This is a genomic window from Flavobacterium keumense, from assembly GCF_029866485.1.
Taxonomy (GTDB): domain Bacteria; phylum Bacteroidota; class Bacteroidia; order Flavobacteriales; family Flavobacteriaceae; genus Flavobacterium; species Flavobacterium keumense.
Map to the genome: position 1 here is coordinate 181,800 of NZ_CP092332.1, position 14,804 is coordinate 196,603.

Consider the following 14,804-nt stretch of genomic DNA (forward strand, 5'->3'; position numbering starts at 1 on the left):
ATTTTAAAATTGGATTTTACATATAACGACACAAGTCTGTGACTTCTTTCAGTACATTTTTTATTCGGCTTGGACTGATTCCTATTTTTTCCAAGCAATCGGAATTATTGATTATTTCTTTGACCAAAATCACATCCAAAATCAATAATTTATCTTTTTCAGCTAGCGATAATGTGGTCAAACAGGTTACTGGATACAGCGCATTCACATCGTTTTTAGTTTTCAAATTATTATTTTTGGGATAATCCCAACTCATTAAGTTTAAACCCGAACAATTGGCAAATGTTATTGCATCCAAAGTGAACCGATTATTCGTTACAATCCAACATTTAGTGATATGTTCTCTATCATCAAAAACAGGATGGAATCTTTCTTTCAAATCATTGAATCGTGATAGAATATACATAGGCACCTTAACGTCTGAAGCTGCATCACGACCTTGATGAAATTTACATTCCACCATAGCAATGGAATTGTTTTTTTTTAGCAAGACATCAATTTCATGAGTAACGCATTTCCCTTGCAATGTAAGATTAGTCATTGTTTCAAAATGTTCTGAAGCAAAAAGTCGTGCTATATATTTTTCAAAGAAAAAACCTGCAGGTCCTAACAATCGAATGGACTCTCTTAAATTGTATCGGGCAGCATGCGCATTAGCCGTTTTTTTTAAAAGTCCAAAAGCCATTTTATAAATTTGCTTAGTAGTCATTCCTTGAAAAAGCTCTTTTTTAATCTCCTTTAAAATAGAATCTACCACCTGACGTTCTGCACCCGATTTCAAAAGGGAACTTCGGAGTTTTTCAGGATCAAAATCGACTATATCACCTGAATGTTTTACAATTTTCATAACACATCTCTTTATATCTCCTTAAAGGTACGAAATAAATATCATGTGTTTTTATTTAATACATTTGTGAAAAACAAATTTTGATGAACTTTCAAGAATTACAACCAAAAGTAACCGCAATCGTTGCTACTACTCCCCTTTCAAGGGACGAAAAATTACAAGCCATCTGCCAATTACTTAACGAGAATGTGGCGCATTATAACTGGGTAGGTTTTTATTTTGCTAATCACGAAAGCAAAACACTGCATTTAGGGCCTTATGTGGGCGCGCCAACAGACCACACCGTAATTCCTTTTGGCAAAGGTATTTGTGGACAAGTTGCCGAATCCAACTCGAATTTTGTGGTCCCAGATGTTGCTGCTCAAGATAATTATATTGCCTGTAGTTTTACAGTGAAATCTGAAATCGTGGTTCCTTTATTCGTCAACGGAATCAACATTGGACAAATTGATATTGATAGTCATGTTTTGGATCCTTTTACTGTAGAAGACGAACGTTTTTTAGAATTTGTAAATACTGAAATTGCTAAATTATTTTAATTCCAAAATTAATGCCCCCATGAAAAAACAAATTCCCACACTATTTTTACTATTAATTTCTTTTTTAGGCCACAGTCAAATCAATTCAAACGACCAAGTTGTATATTTAGATTCCCTAAAAAGGATTGGTACTATAGAAAATTACAAGTATCTAAGAATAGTTAAAGAATACAAGCTTGATAAAAAGTTATATGATGTCGCTATTTATTACAAATCGGGGAAACTCAATATGAGAGGTAGTACAACCGATAAAGATAATTTAAAACTCGAAGGGTCTTGCGTGTATTTTTTTGAAAATGGAAATCGAAAAAAAATAGCAAACTATATTAAAAATAAACCCTTTGGAAAAGAATTTGAATGGTACGAAAATGGAGATGTTAAACTAGAATCCGAAGTTATTCAAGATTATAAAGACAATACTGAAATTACTAGAATAATTCAATATTGGGACGAAAATAAAACCCAGAAAGTAATTGATGGTGAAGGAGAATATACAGAAAAAGAAACAGACAAAAAAACTTTTTCAAAAGGGAGAATTAAAAATTATCTTAAAGAAGGTACTTGGATTGGTAATTCTTCAAAATACAAAATAAGTTTTGTAGAAACCTATAACAAAGGCAAGTTGATATCCGGTGTAAGTACCGACTCGCTTAAATTTCAACGTAATTACAATCAAATTCTAATAAATGCTACCCCTAAAAAAGGAATAGTTTTTTTTCTTAAATATTTTGGAAGTCAAATTAAAATCCCTGCACAAAAAAACACGATACTTAAAGGCACTATCTATTTATCTTTTACAATTGATAAAAACGGAAAACTACTGAATGTCAAAACACTAAATAAAGATAATTATGGAATTAGTGATAATGCATTAAAATTAGTCTCTAAATTTGATGAATGGCTACCTGGTTACTATAGAGGGGTTCCCATTCAAATAACTAATACGTTCCCAATTACTTTAAAATAAATTATTTTTTTAGCATTCTTTCTTCTTTTAATTCATTTTTATAAAAATAAATATTACTTTTGCACCCGTTATACAATAGCTGTATAGCATACATAATAATCATTTAAATAATATTGGAATGTATTTAACTAAAGAAATTAAACAAGAAATCTTCGCAAAACACGGAGGAAAAGCTGAGAACACGGGTTCTGCAGAAGGTCAAATCGCTTTATTCACACACCGAATTGGGCATTTAACTGAGCACTTGAAAAGAAATCGTCACGATTTTAATACAGAACGTTCATTGGTACTATTAGTAGGTAAAAGAAGAGCTTTACTAGACTATTTGAAGAAAAAAGATATCAACAGATATCGTGAGATTATCAAAGTATTGGGTATTAGAAAATAATCAATATAGAAAAGAGGTGCGAAAGTGCCTCTTTTTATTTTTACACAACAACAAAAAAAGTTTGGTTTTTCATTGGGATTTTAAACAACAACTACACACAACAACACAACTAATTCCAAAGGTTTAATCAATATTTAAAAATTTATGATTCCACAAGTTTCAAAAGAAATTATCGATTTAGGAGATGGAAGAAGCATCTCAATCGAAACCGGAAAATTAGCCAAACAAGCTGATGGTTCTGTTGTAGTTCGTTTAGGCGACTGTATGCTTTTGGCTACAGCCGTGTCTGCAAAAACTGCCAATCCTGGCGTAGACTTTTTACCACTTACGGTAGACTACCGTGAAAAATTTGCTGCTGCAGGTCGTTTCCCTGGAGGTTTTTTCAAAAGAGAAGCGCGCCCAAGTGATAGCGAGGTATTGACCATGCGTTTAGTAGACCGTGTATTGCGTCCACTTTTCCCAGATGATTACCATGCCGAAACACAAGTAATGATTCAGTTAATGTCGCATGACGAAAACGTAATGCCAGATGCTTTAGCAGGATTAGCTGCTTCGGCTGCTTTAGCTGTTTCTGATATTCCGTTTTACAACTTGATTTCTGAAGTACGTGTAGCACGTATTAACGGAAAATTAGTTATCAATCCAAGTAGAGCAGAATTGGAACAATCTGACATCGATATGATGATTGGCGCTTCTAAAGATTCTGTTTGTATGGTAGAAGGTGAGATGAAAGAAATTTCAGAACACGAAATGGTAGAAGCTATTAAATTTGCTCACGAAGCAATTAAAATTCAAATTGAAGTACAAGAGCGTTTAAGAGCAGCTGTAGGTTCTCCAGCTTACAGAACGTATGAAGGTGAAAAGGAAGACGAAGCGGTTTATGCTAAAGTAAAAGCTGCCGCTTACGATAAATACTATGCCATTGCTCAAGAAGCATCTGCTAAAAGTGAGCGTAGTGAAAAATTTGCTTTGGTTAAAGATGAAGTTAAAGCGTTATATTCTGAAGAAGAATATGCAGAGAATGCAGATTTAGCTGAATTAGTAAGCAAATACAACTACAAAGTTCAAAAAACAGCCGTTCGTAATGTAATTTTAGAAAAAGGAATTCGTTTAGACGGAAGAAAAACCACAGAAATCAGACCAATTTGGTGTGAAACAGATTATTTACCTTCTGTACACGGTTCGTCTTTATTTACTCGTGGAGAAACGCAAGCCTTGGCAACAGTAACTTTAGGAACCTCTAGAGAAGCCAACCAAATTGACTCTCCATCAGAACAAGGAGAAGAAAAATTCTACCTGCACTATAACTTCCCTCCGTTCTCGACAGGTGAAGCAAAACCATTAAGAGGGACTTCAAGAAGAGAAGTAGGTCATGGAAACTTAGCACAACGTGCTTTGAAAAATATGATTCCTGCTGATTGTCCTTACACCATTCGTGTCGTTTCAGAAGTTTTAGAATCTAACGGTTCTTCTTCTATGGCAACCGTATGTGCTGGAACAATGGCCTTAATGGATGCGGGAGTACAAATGGTAAAACCAGTTTCTGGAATTGCTATGGGATTAATCACTGACGGTGAAAAATTTGCTGTACTATCTGATATTTTAGGTGATGAAGATCACTTAGGTGATATGGACTTTAAAGTTACAGGAACTGCTGACGGTATCACAGCTTGTCAAATGGACATCAAAATCGAAGGATTGCGTTATGACATTATGGAACAAGCGTTGGGTCAAGCACGTGACGGACGTATGCACATCTTAGGTAAAATCACAGATACAATTGCTACTCCAAGACCGGACGTTAAGAAACACGCTCCAAAAATCATTACCAGAACTATTCCTGGCAACTTCATTGGAGCCTTAATTGGACCAGGTGGAAAAGTAATTCAAGAATTACAAAAAGCTACTGGAACTACTATCGTAATTAACGAAGTGGACGAACAAGGTGTAGTTGAAATCTTAGGTACAGATCCAGACGGCATCGCAACAGTATTAGCAAAAATTGATTCGATCATTTTCAAACCAGAAGTAGGCGAAGCATACGAAGTGAAAGTAATCAAAATGTTAGATTTTGGTGCGGTTGTAGAATACACAGCAGCTCCAGGAAACGAAGTTTTATTACACGTATCGGAATTGGCTTGGGAACGTACTGAAAATGTTTCTGATGTAGTGAATATGGGCGATGTATTCCAAGTGAAATACCTTGGCGTTGACCCTAAAACTAGAAAAGAAAAAGTGTCAAGAAAAGCACTTTTACCAAGACCTCCACGTGAGGAGAAAAAAGAGTAATCCAATCTTAGTTTACTAAAGGTTTATTGATAGCAAAAATCCCGTTCCGAAATAGTGGAACGGGATTTTTCGTTTTTATGAAAAAAACTTACAATGTATCTAAAGGACTTTTTATTGGAGATTTGGCAGCTTTCGTTACTAAAGTATAGGATTCAGTTGATTTTAAAAAATTATGGCCTAACAATTCTTGAATACAACAAATATCAATTCCAGATTCGATCAAGTGTACTGCAAAACTATGTCTTAAAATAAATGGAGAAACCGTTTTCTTTAATCCTGATTTTATAGCGCTTTGTTTCACTATTTGTTGAACACTTCTTCCTGAAAACTGACTTTTATTTTGACCTTCAAACACGTAATTAACAGGTTTGTATCTTAAATAATATTGCATCAGATAAACTACTAAATTTTCAGATAACATCACTTTGCGTTCTTTTTTGTCTTTAACTTGTCGAATGAAAATAGTCCTATTTTTTAAATCAATATCGGTTGTTTTTAAGTTAATAACTTCACAAAGACGTATACCAGTAGAATATAAAAACATAATTAAGCACTTATGTTTTAAATTTTCAGTTACTTCAATCAATTGTTTTACTTCTTTTAAAGTTAAGAAGTTGGGCTGTTTAATTTCTGATCGTTTAGGATATAAATGGTTTAAATTGATTTTTATACCCAATACAAAATCATAAAATTTTGAAATACTAACCAAAATCATTTTTTGATGTGTGCCACTACATTTTCCATTATTTATTTTCCAAAAGATGTAGTTTTCAATATGTGATATTTCAATTTCTTCAATACAAGAAAATTGCTTTGAAATATAATTAAAAAATAATACCAAATTACTTTGATAGTTTTTAATTGAGGAAGGACTATATCTCTGAATTTTTAAACATTCAGCAAAACGCTGCAAGAGATCTTGAATATCCATGGTAATCGATTTGGGTTGGGATTATAAAAATAGAAAAAATGCGTCAATAAAACAATATTAGAAAAATGAATTTTAGTATTTTATTGATAATAATGAAAGCATAAAAAAACAATCTTGTACTGCAAAATGGATTGACGCATGTTATTAATTTTGGATTATTTCAATAATTATATTTGAATATTGCAAAAAACCCAAATCTACATTACGTTTCATTTAGTCGCGAATAAATAGAACCGTTACCTTGCAAGGATGTTACTATTGGGTAATGCATAGGCAGAAAATCCATAGTGGAAAACAACAGCAGAAAATCTTTGACTGCCTTAAAGAGCCAGAAGCTCTTGCAAAGATTCAAGCACAATTTTTATTAATTATGAAAAAAAATTCAATCAAAGATTTAATTTATGCATATCTAATTATATTTGTTTTATTTTGTTTTGCTTTTGTTAGTTGTTCAATTGACAACGAAACACAAAAAGTGATAAATGAAAAACAAATTGTCGAAAATTTAAAAAAATTTTCTAAAGATTTTTTACAAAAATCAATTGAACTAGAGGAAGCTTTTGCTAAATCACCCAGTTCAAATAGGATAATTAGTTATAAAAACGAATTGTTAAATGTAAAAAGTGATTCGGAATTTAATCAATTAATGACTAGTGCCGGTTTTATTAATAGTAATGAAATTTTAACATTATTAAAAAGCAGGATTGAACTTGAAAACAATTTTAGAAATCAAAATCCCGATTTTTACCTTTTTGATGTTAATAAACGAAATTCTTTACTTAACAAAGAATATAATATAGTTCTTGAAGAGTATATTTCAACTCAAAACAACAATATTACATTAAGAGGTTGTGGCAGTACTTATAACAGAGATGTCAGTCGTTGTAATAGAGACTACGGTAAATGTGCAATAACCGCAGTAATTGCAGCAGCTGGAGGCATATGGCCCGGATTAGCTGTTGGAGCGATTTGTGCATGGGATTTAATAGACTGTAAGTCTGATGCATTGGAAGATTATGAGGACTGTATTAATTAAAAAATAAATAAGATGTATTCAAAAATTAAAAACATTATTTATTCAAAATATAATTATATAAATTATTTTTTCGTTTCTACTTATATTTTTTGCAACTTAATTTCTGGTAGAGAATATCGATCTAGAATTACATGGATATTTATATTTATAATGCTACCTGTTTTTTTTATTAAATTAATTCAAGATTTAAAAGTAGATAAAGAGAAAAATAACAATAATACAAAAGAGACGATATTGAAAATGTTAATAGTATTTGGACTATTAACTTTATTATATGTTTTATCTGAATTTAGAATTATTGATCAATAAATTAATTCTAGTTTACTACATTTTTTTTTGTTAATACATAAATATAATAATTCTTTTTTGTAACTTTTAACTCCTCCCCTACGTATAACCTTTGTACACTTAAAAAATTGAGAAGACAAAGACATGAGACAACTTAAAATTACCAAGCAGGTTACCAACCGTGAAACCGCTTCATTAGACAAATATTTACAAGAAATAGGAAAAGTTGACCTTATTACTGCTGACGAAGAAGTTGAATTAGCACAACGAATCAAAGCCGGAGACCAACGTGCTTTAGAGAAATTGACCAAAGCTAATTTACGTTTCGTTGTTTCGGTGGCTAAACAATACCAAAACCAAGGATTAACACTTCCCGATTTGATTAATGAAGGAAATTTAGGTTTGATCAAAGCGGCACAACGTTTTGACGAAACGCGTGGTTTCAAATTCATTTCGTATGCCGTTTGGTGGATTCGTCAGTCTATTTTACAAGCTTTGGCCGAACAATCTCGTATCGTTCGTTTGCCTTTAAATAAAATTGGTTCTATCAATAAAATCAATAAAATGTACGCTCTATTGGAGCAATCTAATGAGCGTCCACCTTCTGCAGAAGAAATTGCCAAAGAATTGGACATGACCGTAAATGATGTAAAAGAGTCTATGAAAAACTCAGGACGTCACTTATCTATGGATGCGCCTTTGGTAGAAGGAGAAGATTCTAACTTGTATGACGTATTACGTTCAGGTGAGTCTCCAAACCCAGACCGCGAATTGATTCACGAATCGTTGCGTACGGAAATTGAGCGTTCTTTAGAAACCTTAACTCCAAGAGAAGCAGACGTAGTTCGTTTGTACTTTGGTTTAGGCGATCAACACCCAATGACGTTAGAAGAAATTGGAGAAACTTTCGACTTAACTCGTGAGCGTGTGCGCCAAATTAAAGAAAAAGCGATTCGCAGATTGAAACATACTTCAAGAAGTAAAATATTAAAAACCTATTTAGGGTAAACCTACCAAAACTCCGGCTTCATTCCGGAGTTTTTTAATTACAATTACACATGAAAAACACACTTATTGCCCCATCCGTTTTAGCCGCTGATTTTGCCAACTTACAACGCGACATCGAAATGATTAATGCTAGTGAAGCCGATTGGTTTCATATTGACATTATGGACGGTGTTTTTGTTCCCAATATTTCTTTTGGAATGCCGGTTTTAGAAGCGATTTCGAAACATGCTAAAAAAACTATCGACGTCCATTTGATGATTGTAGATCCAGATCACTACATCAAAACCTTTGCTGATTTAGGTGCAAATGTATTGACTGTACACTACGAAGCGTGTACGCATCTACACCGAACACTACAAGCTATTAAAGCTGCTGGAATGAAAGCAGGTGTGGCTTTGAACCCACATACAAGCATCAATTTATTGGAAGATGTAATTAATGATATCGATTTGGTTTGCATCATGAGTGTAAATCCAGGTTTTGGCGGACAATCATTTATTGAAAACACCTATGATAAAGTACGTCAACTTAAAGCATTGATTACCAAAAAAGGTGCTGCCACTCAAATTGAAATTGACGGAGGGGTAACCAATAAAAATGCTAAACAATTAGCCGAAGCAGGTGCTGATGTTTTAGTTGCAGGCAGTTATGTTTTTGGCGCCCAAGACCCAATTGCTACCGTTGCCGATTTAAAAAAAATAACCGCTTTCTAACTTTATAATACAAATAGATTAAGGGCTTAAATTAACTTTTAAGCCCTTTTATTTTTATAAATATTAGTTCTATTTTTGTTTCAAACGAAAAGATATGAGAGATTTACTTACTGCCAGTTACGGATTTGTTTTTGAAGACCAACTTATCGATGAAATTATTGCCGTAGCGACTTTGGTCGAATTCAAAGAAGGAGATATTTTAATTGATTTTGGCGATTATATCAAAAAAATGCCTCTGCTAATTGAAGGTGCAATTAAGATATTACGAGAAGATTTTGATGAAGGCGAAATGCTTTTATATTTCATTGAAAAAGGCGATACTTGTGCCATGACTATGGCCTGTTGTATAGGCGAAGCTAAAAGTGAAATTAGAGCAGTAGCCGAGACCGATGGTAAAATCATCATGATTCCCGTAACTAAAATGGAAGAATGGTTGGGTAAATACAAAAGTTGGCGAAACTATGTTTTCAACAATTACAACAACCGTTTAAAGGAAATACTTTCGGCTATTGACAGCTTAGCATTTATGAATATGGAAGAACGTTTACTCAATTACCTTTTTGAAAAATGCAAAATCAATAACTCTCGTGAAATTTTTAGTACCCACAAAGAAATCGCTTACGACCTGCATTCATCAAGAGAAGTGATTTCGAGATTGTTAAAAGCATTGGAAATCAAAGGCCGAATCAAATTGAATCGCGCTTCGGTTGAAGTTTTAATATAAAAAAACCAGAACAATTGTTCTGGTTTTTCGTTTTTAACGTGGGGACAAATTAGTCTTTTACGCCTAATTTGGTTAAAATATCTTCCATCAAACACCATTTAGTGATAGATGATTGCAATAAATTAGCGCCAACAAAAGCCGTAAACCACAGCCAATTTTGGCTTACATAAATAGATAATAACAAACTGATTAGTACAAAACTTCCAGCGATAGCTCTAATAATTCTATTTTTCATTTTGATCTATTTTTAAGTTAATTTGATTTTTCAATATTGACTACTGCTACATGTATTTTTGACAGTGTTTCTTGTTTTTCATTGAAAGCAGACACTAAATCAAATACTACATCAACATTTTCTTTCTTAACAAAGGCATAGAAAAGAAAAGAGTCTGTTTCATTCATTTCACTACCGAACCAATTCGTTTCAGCTTCAACTTTGGAATTATCCTGAAATCCTTTGACTTCTCGGTAGGAAAAAGTAGTTACTTCAGCTTGTTGAAGCATTTCTTTAATGTCTTTTTCAAAAGCTGCGACTGCGGTGATTATTAATAATTTCATTTTTATATAAGTTTAAAAAGGTTAAAAGTTTATGAGTTTAAATAGCTTCAGGATTCAAAAAAAGCAACCTGAAACAACCCTTTTATTTTTCCCATTTTTTTCTCTCGGTGATGTAGTAAATCAAAGGCACAACAATTAATGTCAAGATGGTTGAAACAATAGCTCCTGCCACTAACGAAATCGCTAAGCCTTGGAAAATTGGATCAAATAAAATAATCGATGCTCCAATTACTACTGCACCTGTCGTTAATAAAATTGGTGTAGTTCTAACAGCTCCCGCTTCTATAATTGCTTGTTTTAATGCAACGCCATCGTTCAAACGGATTTCGATAAAATCAATCAGCAAAACCGAATTTCGCACCATAACTCCTGCCAAAGCAATCATTCCAATGAATGAAGTAGCCGTAAAATAGGCGTTCAACAACCAGTGTCCTAACACAATTCCGATTAACGAAAGTGGAATCGCCAACATCATTACCATTGGGGTTTTAAAGTTTTGGAACCAGCCCACAATCAACATGTAGATAATTACAATCACTACCATAAATGCGACTCCTAAATCACGGAAAACTTCTAACGTAATTTGCCATTCTCCATCCCATTTAACGGTAAAATCGCTTTCATCTGTGGGTTGCTCCATGTACAATTCATTTACTTTGTAACCCGCTGGCACTTTTATTTTGGCTAATTTTTCATTCATCCCCAAAATAGCATATACTGGACTTTCTAAAGTTCCCGCCATATCTGCAGTAACATATACCACACGTTTTTGATCTTTTCTGTAAATAGTTTTTGGTAGGGTATCTTGTACCACTTTAACCAAATCACTTACCGCCACCATATTACCTTGACTACCTTTGATTTTCAAATTCTGAATCTCTTTCAAGCTGGTTTTGTCTTTGTCATCAAGCGAAAGCACAATTCCTACATTATCATTCGAATTTTCGTCATACAAATTAGAGACTGGATATTCTTTCATCAAATACGTTAGATTACCCACCACTTGCTGTGGAGCAATTCCGTTTAACATAGCTTTTTCTTTGTCCACTTGTAAACGGTATTCGGTTTGGTTGTCTTCTACCATCCAATCGGTGTCGACCACGTCTGAGATATTTTTCAAAATGGTTTTCACTTGGTCTGCCACTTTGATTTGTTCTTGATAATTAGGCCCATAAATTTCGGCTACCAAAGTGGACAATACCGGTGGTCCAGGTGGCACTTCGATTAGTTTTACATTGGCTCCGTATTTTTTAGCAATTTTCTGAATTTCAGGACGCATTGCTTTAGCAATATCATGACTTTGTAAATCACGTTCTTCTTTATGCAATAAATTCACCTGAATATCCGCCATATTACTTCCTCCACGCAAATCGTAATGACGCACTAATCCGTTGAAGGTAATTGGAGCTGAAGTTCCAATGTAATTTTGATAATTCACCACTTCTGGTTTGGTGGCCAAATACTGCGCAATTTCTCTAGTCACTGCCGAAGTTCGTTCCAAAGTAGTTCCTTCGGGCATATCGATTACGACTTGGAATTCGTTTTTGTTATCAAAAGGCAGCATTTTAACTACTACCGATTTGGTGAAAAACATCAAAACCGAACCAAACAACAATACCACAGTAAGAGCCAAAAGCATTCTTCTTTTTGGACTACTATCTAAAAACGGACGCTCAAATTTATTGTACATTTTATAAATCCAGCTGGTATCCATCCCTGCGGCTTCTTTGTGCTCTTGCTCCTCTTTTTCTTGCAACAAATGGTATCCTAAATATGGTGTAACCGTCAACGCTACAAACAGCGATAACAACATTGCGATGGAAGCTCCAATGGGCATCGGACTCATATACGGCCCCATCATTCCAGATACGAAAGCCATTGGTAAAATCGCAGCAATTACCGTGAAAGTGGCCAAAATAGTTGGATTTCCCACTTCGTTAATGGCATAAATCGCCGCTTGTTTGAAAGGTAATCGCTTCATTTTAAAATGGCGGTGCATGTTCTCTGCAATGATAATACTATCATCTACTACAATTCCCACCACAAAAACCAAGGCAAAAAGTGTAATTCTGTTTAGCGTATAACCCAATAAATAATAAGCAAATAAGGTCAAGGCAAACGTTAATGGAACAGAGAAAAACACGACCAATCCACCACGCCAGCCCATCGCTAACATTACTAAAACCGTAACAGCGATAATAGCAATACCAAGGTGTATTAATAATTCACCCACTTTATCTGAGGCTGTTTCGCCATAATTACGCGTTACTTCTACATGAACATCATCTGTAATAATCGTTTGTTTTAAACGATCTATTTTTTCAATAATTTTCTCCGAAATTTTCATCGCATCAGCACCTTTCACTTTTCCAACCGCAATAGTTACCGCAGGATATTCTGAAGGAGCTGTTTTGAATTTTTCATTGGCTTTGCCAAAACCAAAAGACACATAACTTCGAGGCGTAGCGGCTCCGTCTTGTACTTTGGCCACTTGTTTCAAATAAACTGGCATGTTGCGATTGACACCAACTACCAAATTCTCAACATCGTCTGCATTTTCTAGAAATTGCCCCGTTTTCAACAAATATTCCTGGTCGTTTTCTACAAAAGCTCCTGATTGTGAACTGCCATTATTAGCTTGAATCATTTGCATGATTCCCAAAGCATCCATGCCATTTTCGGCCATTTTATCTTTGTCCAAAATCACTTTTAGTTCGCGATTGCTTCCGCCTATTTCTTTGGTAATCGCAACATCTTTTACTTTTTCGATTTCTGAAGTAACCTCCTCAGCTATTTGACGCAATTGAAAATCGTCTTGTTTATCACTCCAAAGCGTGATACCCAACATCGGCACATCATCAATAGAACGGGTTTTTACCATGGGTTTGTACACCCCTTGCGGAAACATATTTTCGTGTTTCGCTAATTCGTCGTACAATTTTACATACGAACGCTCCACATCTTGACCTACATAAAACTGTACAATCAACATTGCTTGACCGTTCATTGCCATCGTGTGAACGTGTTCTACTCCTTTGATATTCGAAATTATTTTTTCTAATGGCTTGGCTACACGGCTTTCTACTTCGGCAGGAGTAGCCCCTGGATACCCCACCATAATGTCGGCCATTGGCACATTAATTTGCGGTTCTTCTTCCCTTGGAATTAAAAACGAACTGTAAACCCCAATAATCATCAACGCCACCATCAACAAAATGGTCAATTTTGAGTTGATGAAAAAATGGGCTATTTTACCTGATATACCTTCTTGCATAATATTAATTTATAAATGTGAAAATGGAATAATTTGAAAATGAATTACATACAATGAAATTTTTCAAATTGTTGAATTGTTTAATTAGACCATTGAATTTTAGCGCCATTAAATAGTTTCCCTTCTGCCGAAACAATGTATTGCTCGTTAGTCGAAAGGCCTGATAAAACTTCTACTTGGTCACCCATAACTTTTCCTATGCGTAACCATCTTAGAATAGCCACATTTCCTGTCCCAACGGTATAAATCCCTGTCAATTGACCTTGGTGTACTAAAGCCGATTGAGGTACCAAAACCGCCGTTGTTTTTTCAGTTGATTGCATTTTATTCTGGATTGGGAATTGTACATTCACAAACATGCCCGAAAGAATCTTACTTGACGTTTTGGCTAAATTGATTTTTACCAAATACTGTCCCCCTGTATTTTTAGCAGACAAGCTCAGTTCGGCAACTTCACCATTCAATGTTGTGTTAGTTGATTTTACCAAAACCGTAACCGGCATTCCTTTATGAATACTATTAATGTCACTCTCAGCCACCATCGCCGTTACTTGCAAACGCGAAGCGCCTTCAACACTTACTAATGGCATTCCAGGATTGGCCATATCGCCTTCTTTAACGAACGTATTCGTCACTTCTCCCGAAAAAGGTGCTGTTATATTCGAGTATGAAAATTGCGCTTGTACTTCGTTACGCATTTGTTTAGCCCCTTCTAAACCTGCTTTCGCCATTTCGTAACGTGCCGTCATATCGTCTAATTCTTTTTGAGATGCACTTTGTTGTTTGAACAAATTGGTAAAACGATCGTAGTCTTTTTTAGCATTGTTATAGCCTGCCGTAGCTTGCAAAACCGCTGCTTCTACTTGGGCTCTTTTTGCTTGTAAATCCGAACTATTGATGCTTACCAAAAGTTGTCCTGCATTAACGTGTTGTCCCACTTTGACATGAACTTTGGTTACATACCCCATCATTCGAGTGCTTAAATTAGCACTGTTTTCGGCTTCAATTTTTCCGCTTGCGGTAACAAATTGACCGTTGTTTGTGGCACCAACTGCACTTAACTGTACCGTAATCGCTGGTTCATTATTGGTTACTTCTTGTTTTTCTTTTCCGCAGGATAGAAATGCGACGGTTGAAAGAGTTAGGATCGCTATTGTCTTTTTCATGTTTTGATGGTTTTATTTTTGTTTGTAATTCCTGCAAGGTCTCTTTTGACCTTGTAGGTTTTTTATTTATACCTAC

General features: G+C 34.6%; 14 protein-coding genes. 8 read left to right on the forward strand and 6 right to left on the reverse strand.

Going from position 1 to position 14,804, the window contains the following annotated elements; genetic code table 11:
- Positions 1-16: 16 nt before the first annotated feature.
- Complete coding sequence (locus MG292_RS00760; protein ID WP_264532496.1) at positions 17-847, reverse strand: ATP cone domain-containing protein; 831 nt, start codon at positions 845-847, stop codon at positions 17-19.
- Between the two features lie 83 nt (positions 848-930).
- On the opposite strand from MG292_RS00760, the gene MG292_RS00765 reads away from it, so the two are divergent.
- From MG292_RS00765 to MG292_RS00780, 4 genes are all read left to right on the forward strand, one after another.
- Positions 931-1,386 (forward strand): GAF domain-containing protein, encoded by a 456-nt coding sequence (locus tag MG292_RS00765; protein WP_264532495.1) that lies wholly within the window; start codon positions 931-933, stop codon positions 1,384-1,386.
- A 19-nt stretch (positions 1,387-1,405) separates the two neighbouring features.
- Complete coding sequence (locus MG292_RS00770; protein WP_264532494.1) at positions 1,406-2,353, forward strand: energy transducer TonB; 948 nt, start codon at positions 1,406-1,408, stop codon at positions 2,351-2,353.
- A 118-nt stretch (positions 2,354-2,471) separates the two neighbouring features.
- Positions 2,472-2,741, forward strand: a complete 270-nt coding sequence (rpsO, locus tag MG292_RS00775; RefSeq protein ID WP_264532493.1) for a 30S ribosomal protein S15 — start codon at positions 2,472-2,474, stop codon at positions 2,739-2,741.
- 144 nt (positions 2,742-2,885) lie between these two features.
- Positions 2,886-5,030, forward strand: a complete 2,145-nt coding sequence (locus tag MG292_RS00780) for a polyribonucleotide nucleotidyltransferase (protein WP_264532492.1) — start codon at positions 2,886-2,888, stop codon at positions 5,028-5,030.
- 88 nt (positions 5,031-5,118) lie between these two features.
- Here the strand turns inward: MG292_RS00780 and MG292_RS00785 are convergent, their stop codons facing one another.
- Positions 5,119-5,961, reverse strand: coding sequence for a tyrosine-type recombinase/integrase (locus MG292_RS00785; RefSeq protein ID WP_264532491.1), 843 nt, complete (start codon positions 5,959-5,961; stop codon positions 5,119-5,121).
- A 265-nt stretch (positions 5,962-6,226) separates the two neighbouring features.
- Here MG292_RS00785 and MG292_RS00790 point away from each other — a divergent pair, with 265 nt between their 5' ends.
- The 4 genes from MG292_RS00790 to MG292_RS00805 all read left to right on the forward strand — a co-directional run bounded on the left by MG292_RS00790 (position 6,227) and on the right by MG292_RS00805 (position 9,730).
- Positions 6,227-6,997: a hypothetical protein gene (locus tag MG292_RS00790; protein WP_264532490.1), complete on the forward strand. Its 771-nt coding sequence runs from the start codon at positions 6,227-6,229 to the stop codon at positions 6,995-6,997.
- A 432-nt stretch (positions 6,998-7,429) separates the two neighbouring features.
- Positions 7,430-8,293, forward strand: a complete 864-nt coding sequence (locus tag MG292_RS00795) for a sigma-70 family RNA polymerase sigma factor (protein WP_007804760.1) — start codon at positions 7,430-7,432, stop codon at positions 8,291-8,293.
- Between the two features lie 50 nt (positions 8,294-8,343).
- A complete protein-coding gene (rpe, locus tag MG292_RS00800) occupies positions 8,344-9,006 on the forward strand; it encodes a ribulose-phosphate 3-epimerase (protein WP_264532489.1) in 663 nt (220 codons plus the stop codon).
- Between the two features lie 94 nt (positions 9,007-9,100).
- Positions 9,101-9,730, forward strand: coding sequence for a Crp/Fnr family transcriptional regulator (locus tag MG292_RS00805; RefSeq protein WP_264532488.1), 630 nt, complete (start codon positions 9,101-9,103; stop codon positions 9,728-9,730).
- Positions 9,731-9,779: 49 nt separating this feature from the next.
- Here the strand turns inward: MG292_RS00805 and MG292_RS00810 are convergent, their stop codons facing one another.
- The 4 genes from MG292_RS00810 to MG292_RS00825 all read right to left on the reverse strand — a co-directional run bounded on the left by MG292_RS00810 (position 9,780) and on the right by MG292_RS00825 (position 14,728).
- Positions 9,780-9,965, reverse strand: coding sequence for a YgaP family membrane protein (locus tag MG292_RS00810; protein WP_264532487.1), 186 nt, complete (start codon positions 9,963-9,965; stop codon positions 9,780-9,782).
- 17 nt (positions 9,966-9,982) lie between these two features.
- Positions 9,983-10,288: a hypothetical protein gene (locus MG292_RS00815; RefSeq protein WP_264532486.1), complete on the reverse strand. Its 306-nt coding sequence runs from the start codon at positions 10,286-10,288 to the stop codon at positions 9,983-9,985.
- Between the two features lie 82 nt (positions 10,289-10,370).
- The gene (locus tag MG292_RS00820) at positions 10,371-13,562 is read right to left on the reverse strand and encodes an efflux RND transporter permease subunit (RefSeq protein ID WP_264532485.1); all 3,192 of its coding nucleotides are present in this window, start codon (positions 13,560-13,562) and stop codon (positions 10,371-10,373) included.
- An 80-nt stretch (positions 13,563-13,642) separates the two neighbouring features.
- Positions 13,643-14,728 (reverse strand): efflux RND transporter periplasmic adaptor subunit, encoded by a 1,086-nt coding sequence (locus MG292_RS00825; protein ID WP_264532484.1) that lies wholly within the window; start codon positions 14,726-14,728, stop codon positions 13,643-13,645.
- Positions 14,729-14,804 lie beyond the last annotated feature (76 nt).

What these genes read in the sequence shown, in the direction of transcription:
- MG292_RS00760 (WP_264532496.1), bottom strand. Translation starts at nt 847, where the DNA reads ATGAAAATTGTAAAACATTCAGGTGATATAGTCGATTTTGATCCTGAA.
- MG292_RS00765 (WP_264532495.1), top strand. Translation starts at nt 931, where the DNA reads ATGAACTTTCAAGAATTACAACCAAAAGTAACCGCAATCGTTGCTACT.
- MG292_RS00770 (WP_264532494.1), top strand. Translation starts at nt 1,406, where the DNA reads ATGAAAAAACAAATTCCCACACTATTTTTACTATTAATTTCTTTTTTA.
- rpsO (WP_264532493.1), top strand. Translation starts at nt 2,472, where the DNA reads ATGTATTTAACTAAAGAAATTAAACAAGAAATCTTCGCAAAACACGGA.
- MG292_RS00780 (WP_264532492.1), top strand. Translation starts at nt 2,886, where the DNA reads ATGATTCCACAAGTTTCAAAAGAAATTATCGATTTAGGAGATGGAAGA.
- MG292_RS00785 (WP_264532491.1), bottom strand. Translation starts at nt 5,961, where the DNA reads ATGGATATTCAAGATCTCTTGCAGCGTTTTGCTGAATGTTTAAAAATT.
- MG292_RS00790 (WP_264532490.1), top strand. Translation starts at nt 6,227, where the DNA reads ATGCATAGGCAGAAAATCCATAGTGGAAAACAACAGCAGAAAATCTTT.
- MG292_RS00795 (WP_007804760.1), top strand. Translation starts at nt 7,430, where the DNA reads ATGAGACAACTTAAAATTACCAAGCAGGTTACCAACCGTGAAACCGCT.
- rpe (WP_264532489.1), top strand. Translation starts at nt 8,344, where the DNA reads ATGAAAAACACACTTATTGCCCCATCCGTTTTAGCCGCTGATTTTGCC.
- MG292_RS00805 (WP_264532488.1), top strand. Translation starts at nt 9,101, where the DNA reads ATGAGAGATTTACTTACTGCCAGTTACGGATTTGTTTTTGAAGACCAA.
- MG292_RS00810 (WP_264532487.1), bottom strand. Translation starts at nt 9,965, where the DNA reads ATGAAAAATAGAATTATTAGAGCTATCGCTGGAAGTTTTGTACTAATC.
- MG292_RS00815 (WP_264532486.1), bottom strand. Translation starts at nt 10,288, where the DNA reads ATGAAATTATTAATAATCACCGCAGTCGCAGCTTTTGAAAAAGACATT.
- MG292_RS00820 (WP_264532485.1), bottom strand. Translation starts at nt 13,562, where the DNA reads ATGCAAGAAGGTATATCAGGTAAAATAGCCCATTTTTTCATCAACTCA.
- MG292_RS00825 (WP_264532484.1), bottom strand. Translation starts at nt 14,728, where the DNA reads ATGAAAAAGACAATAGCGATCCTAACTCTTTCAACCGTCGCATTTCTA.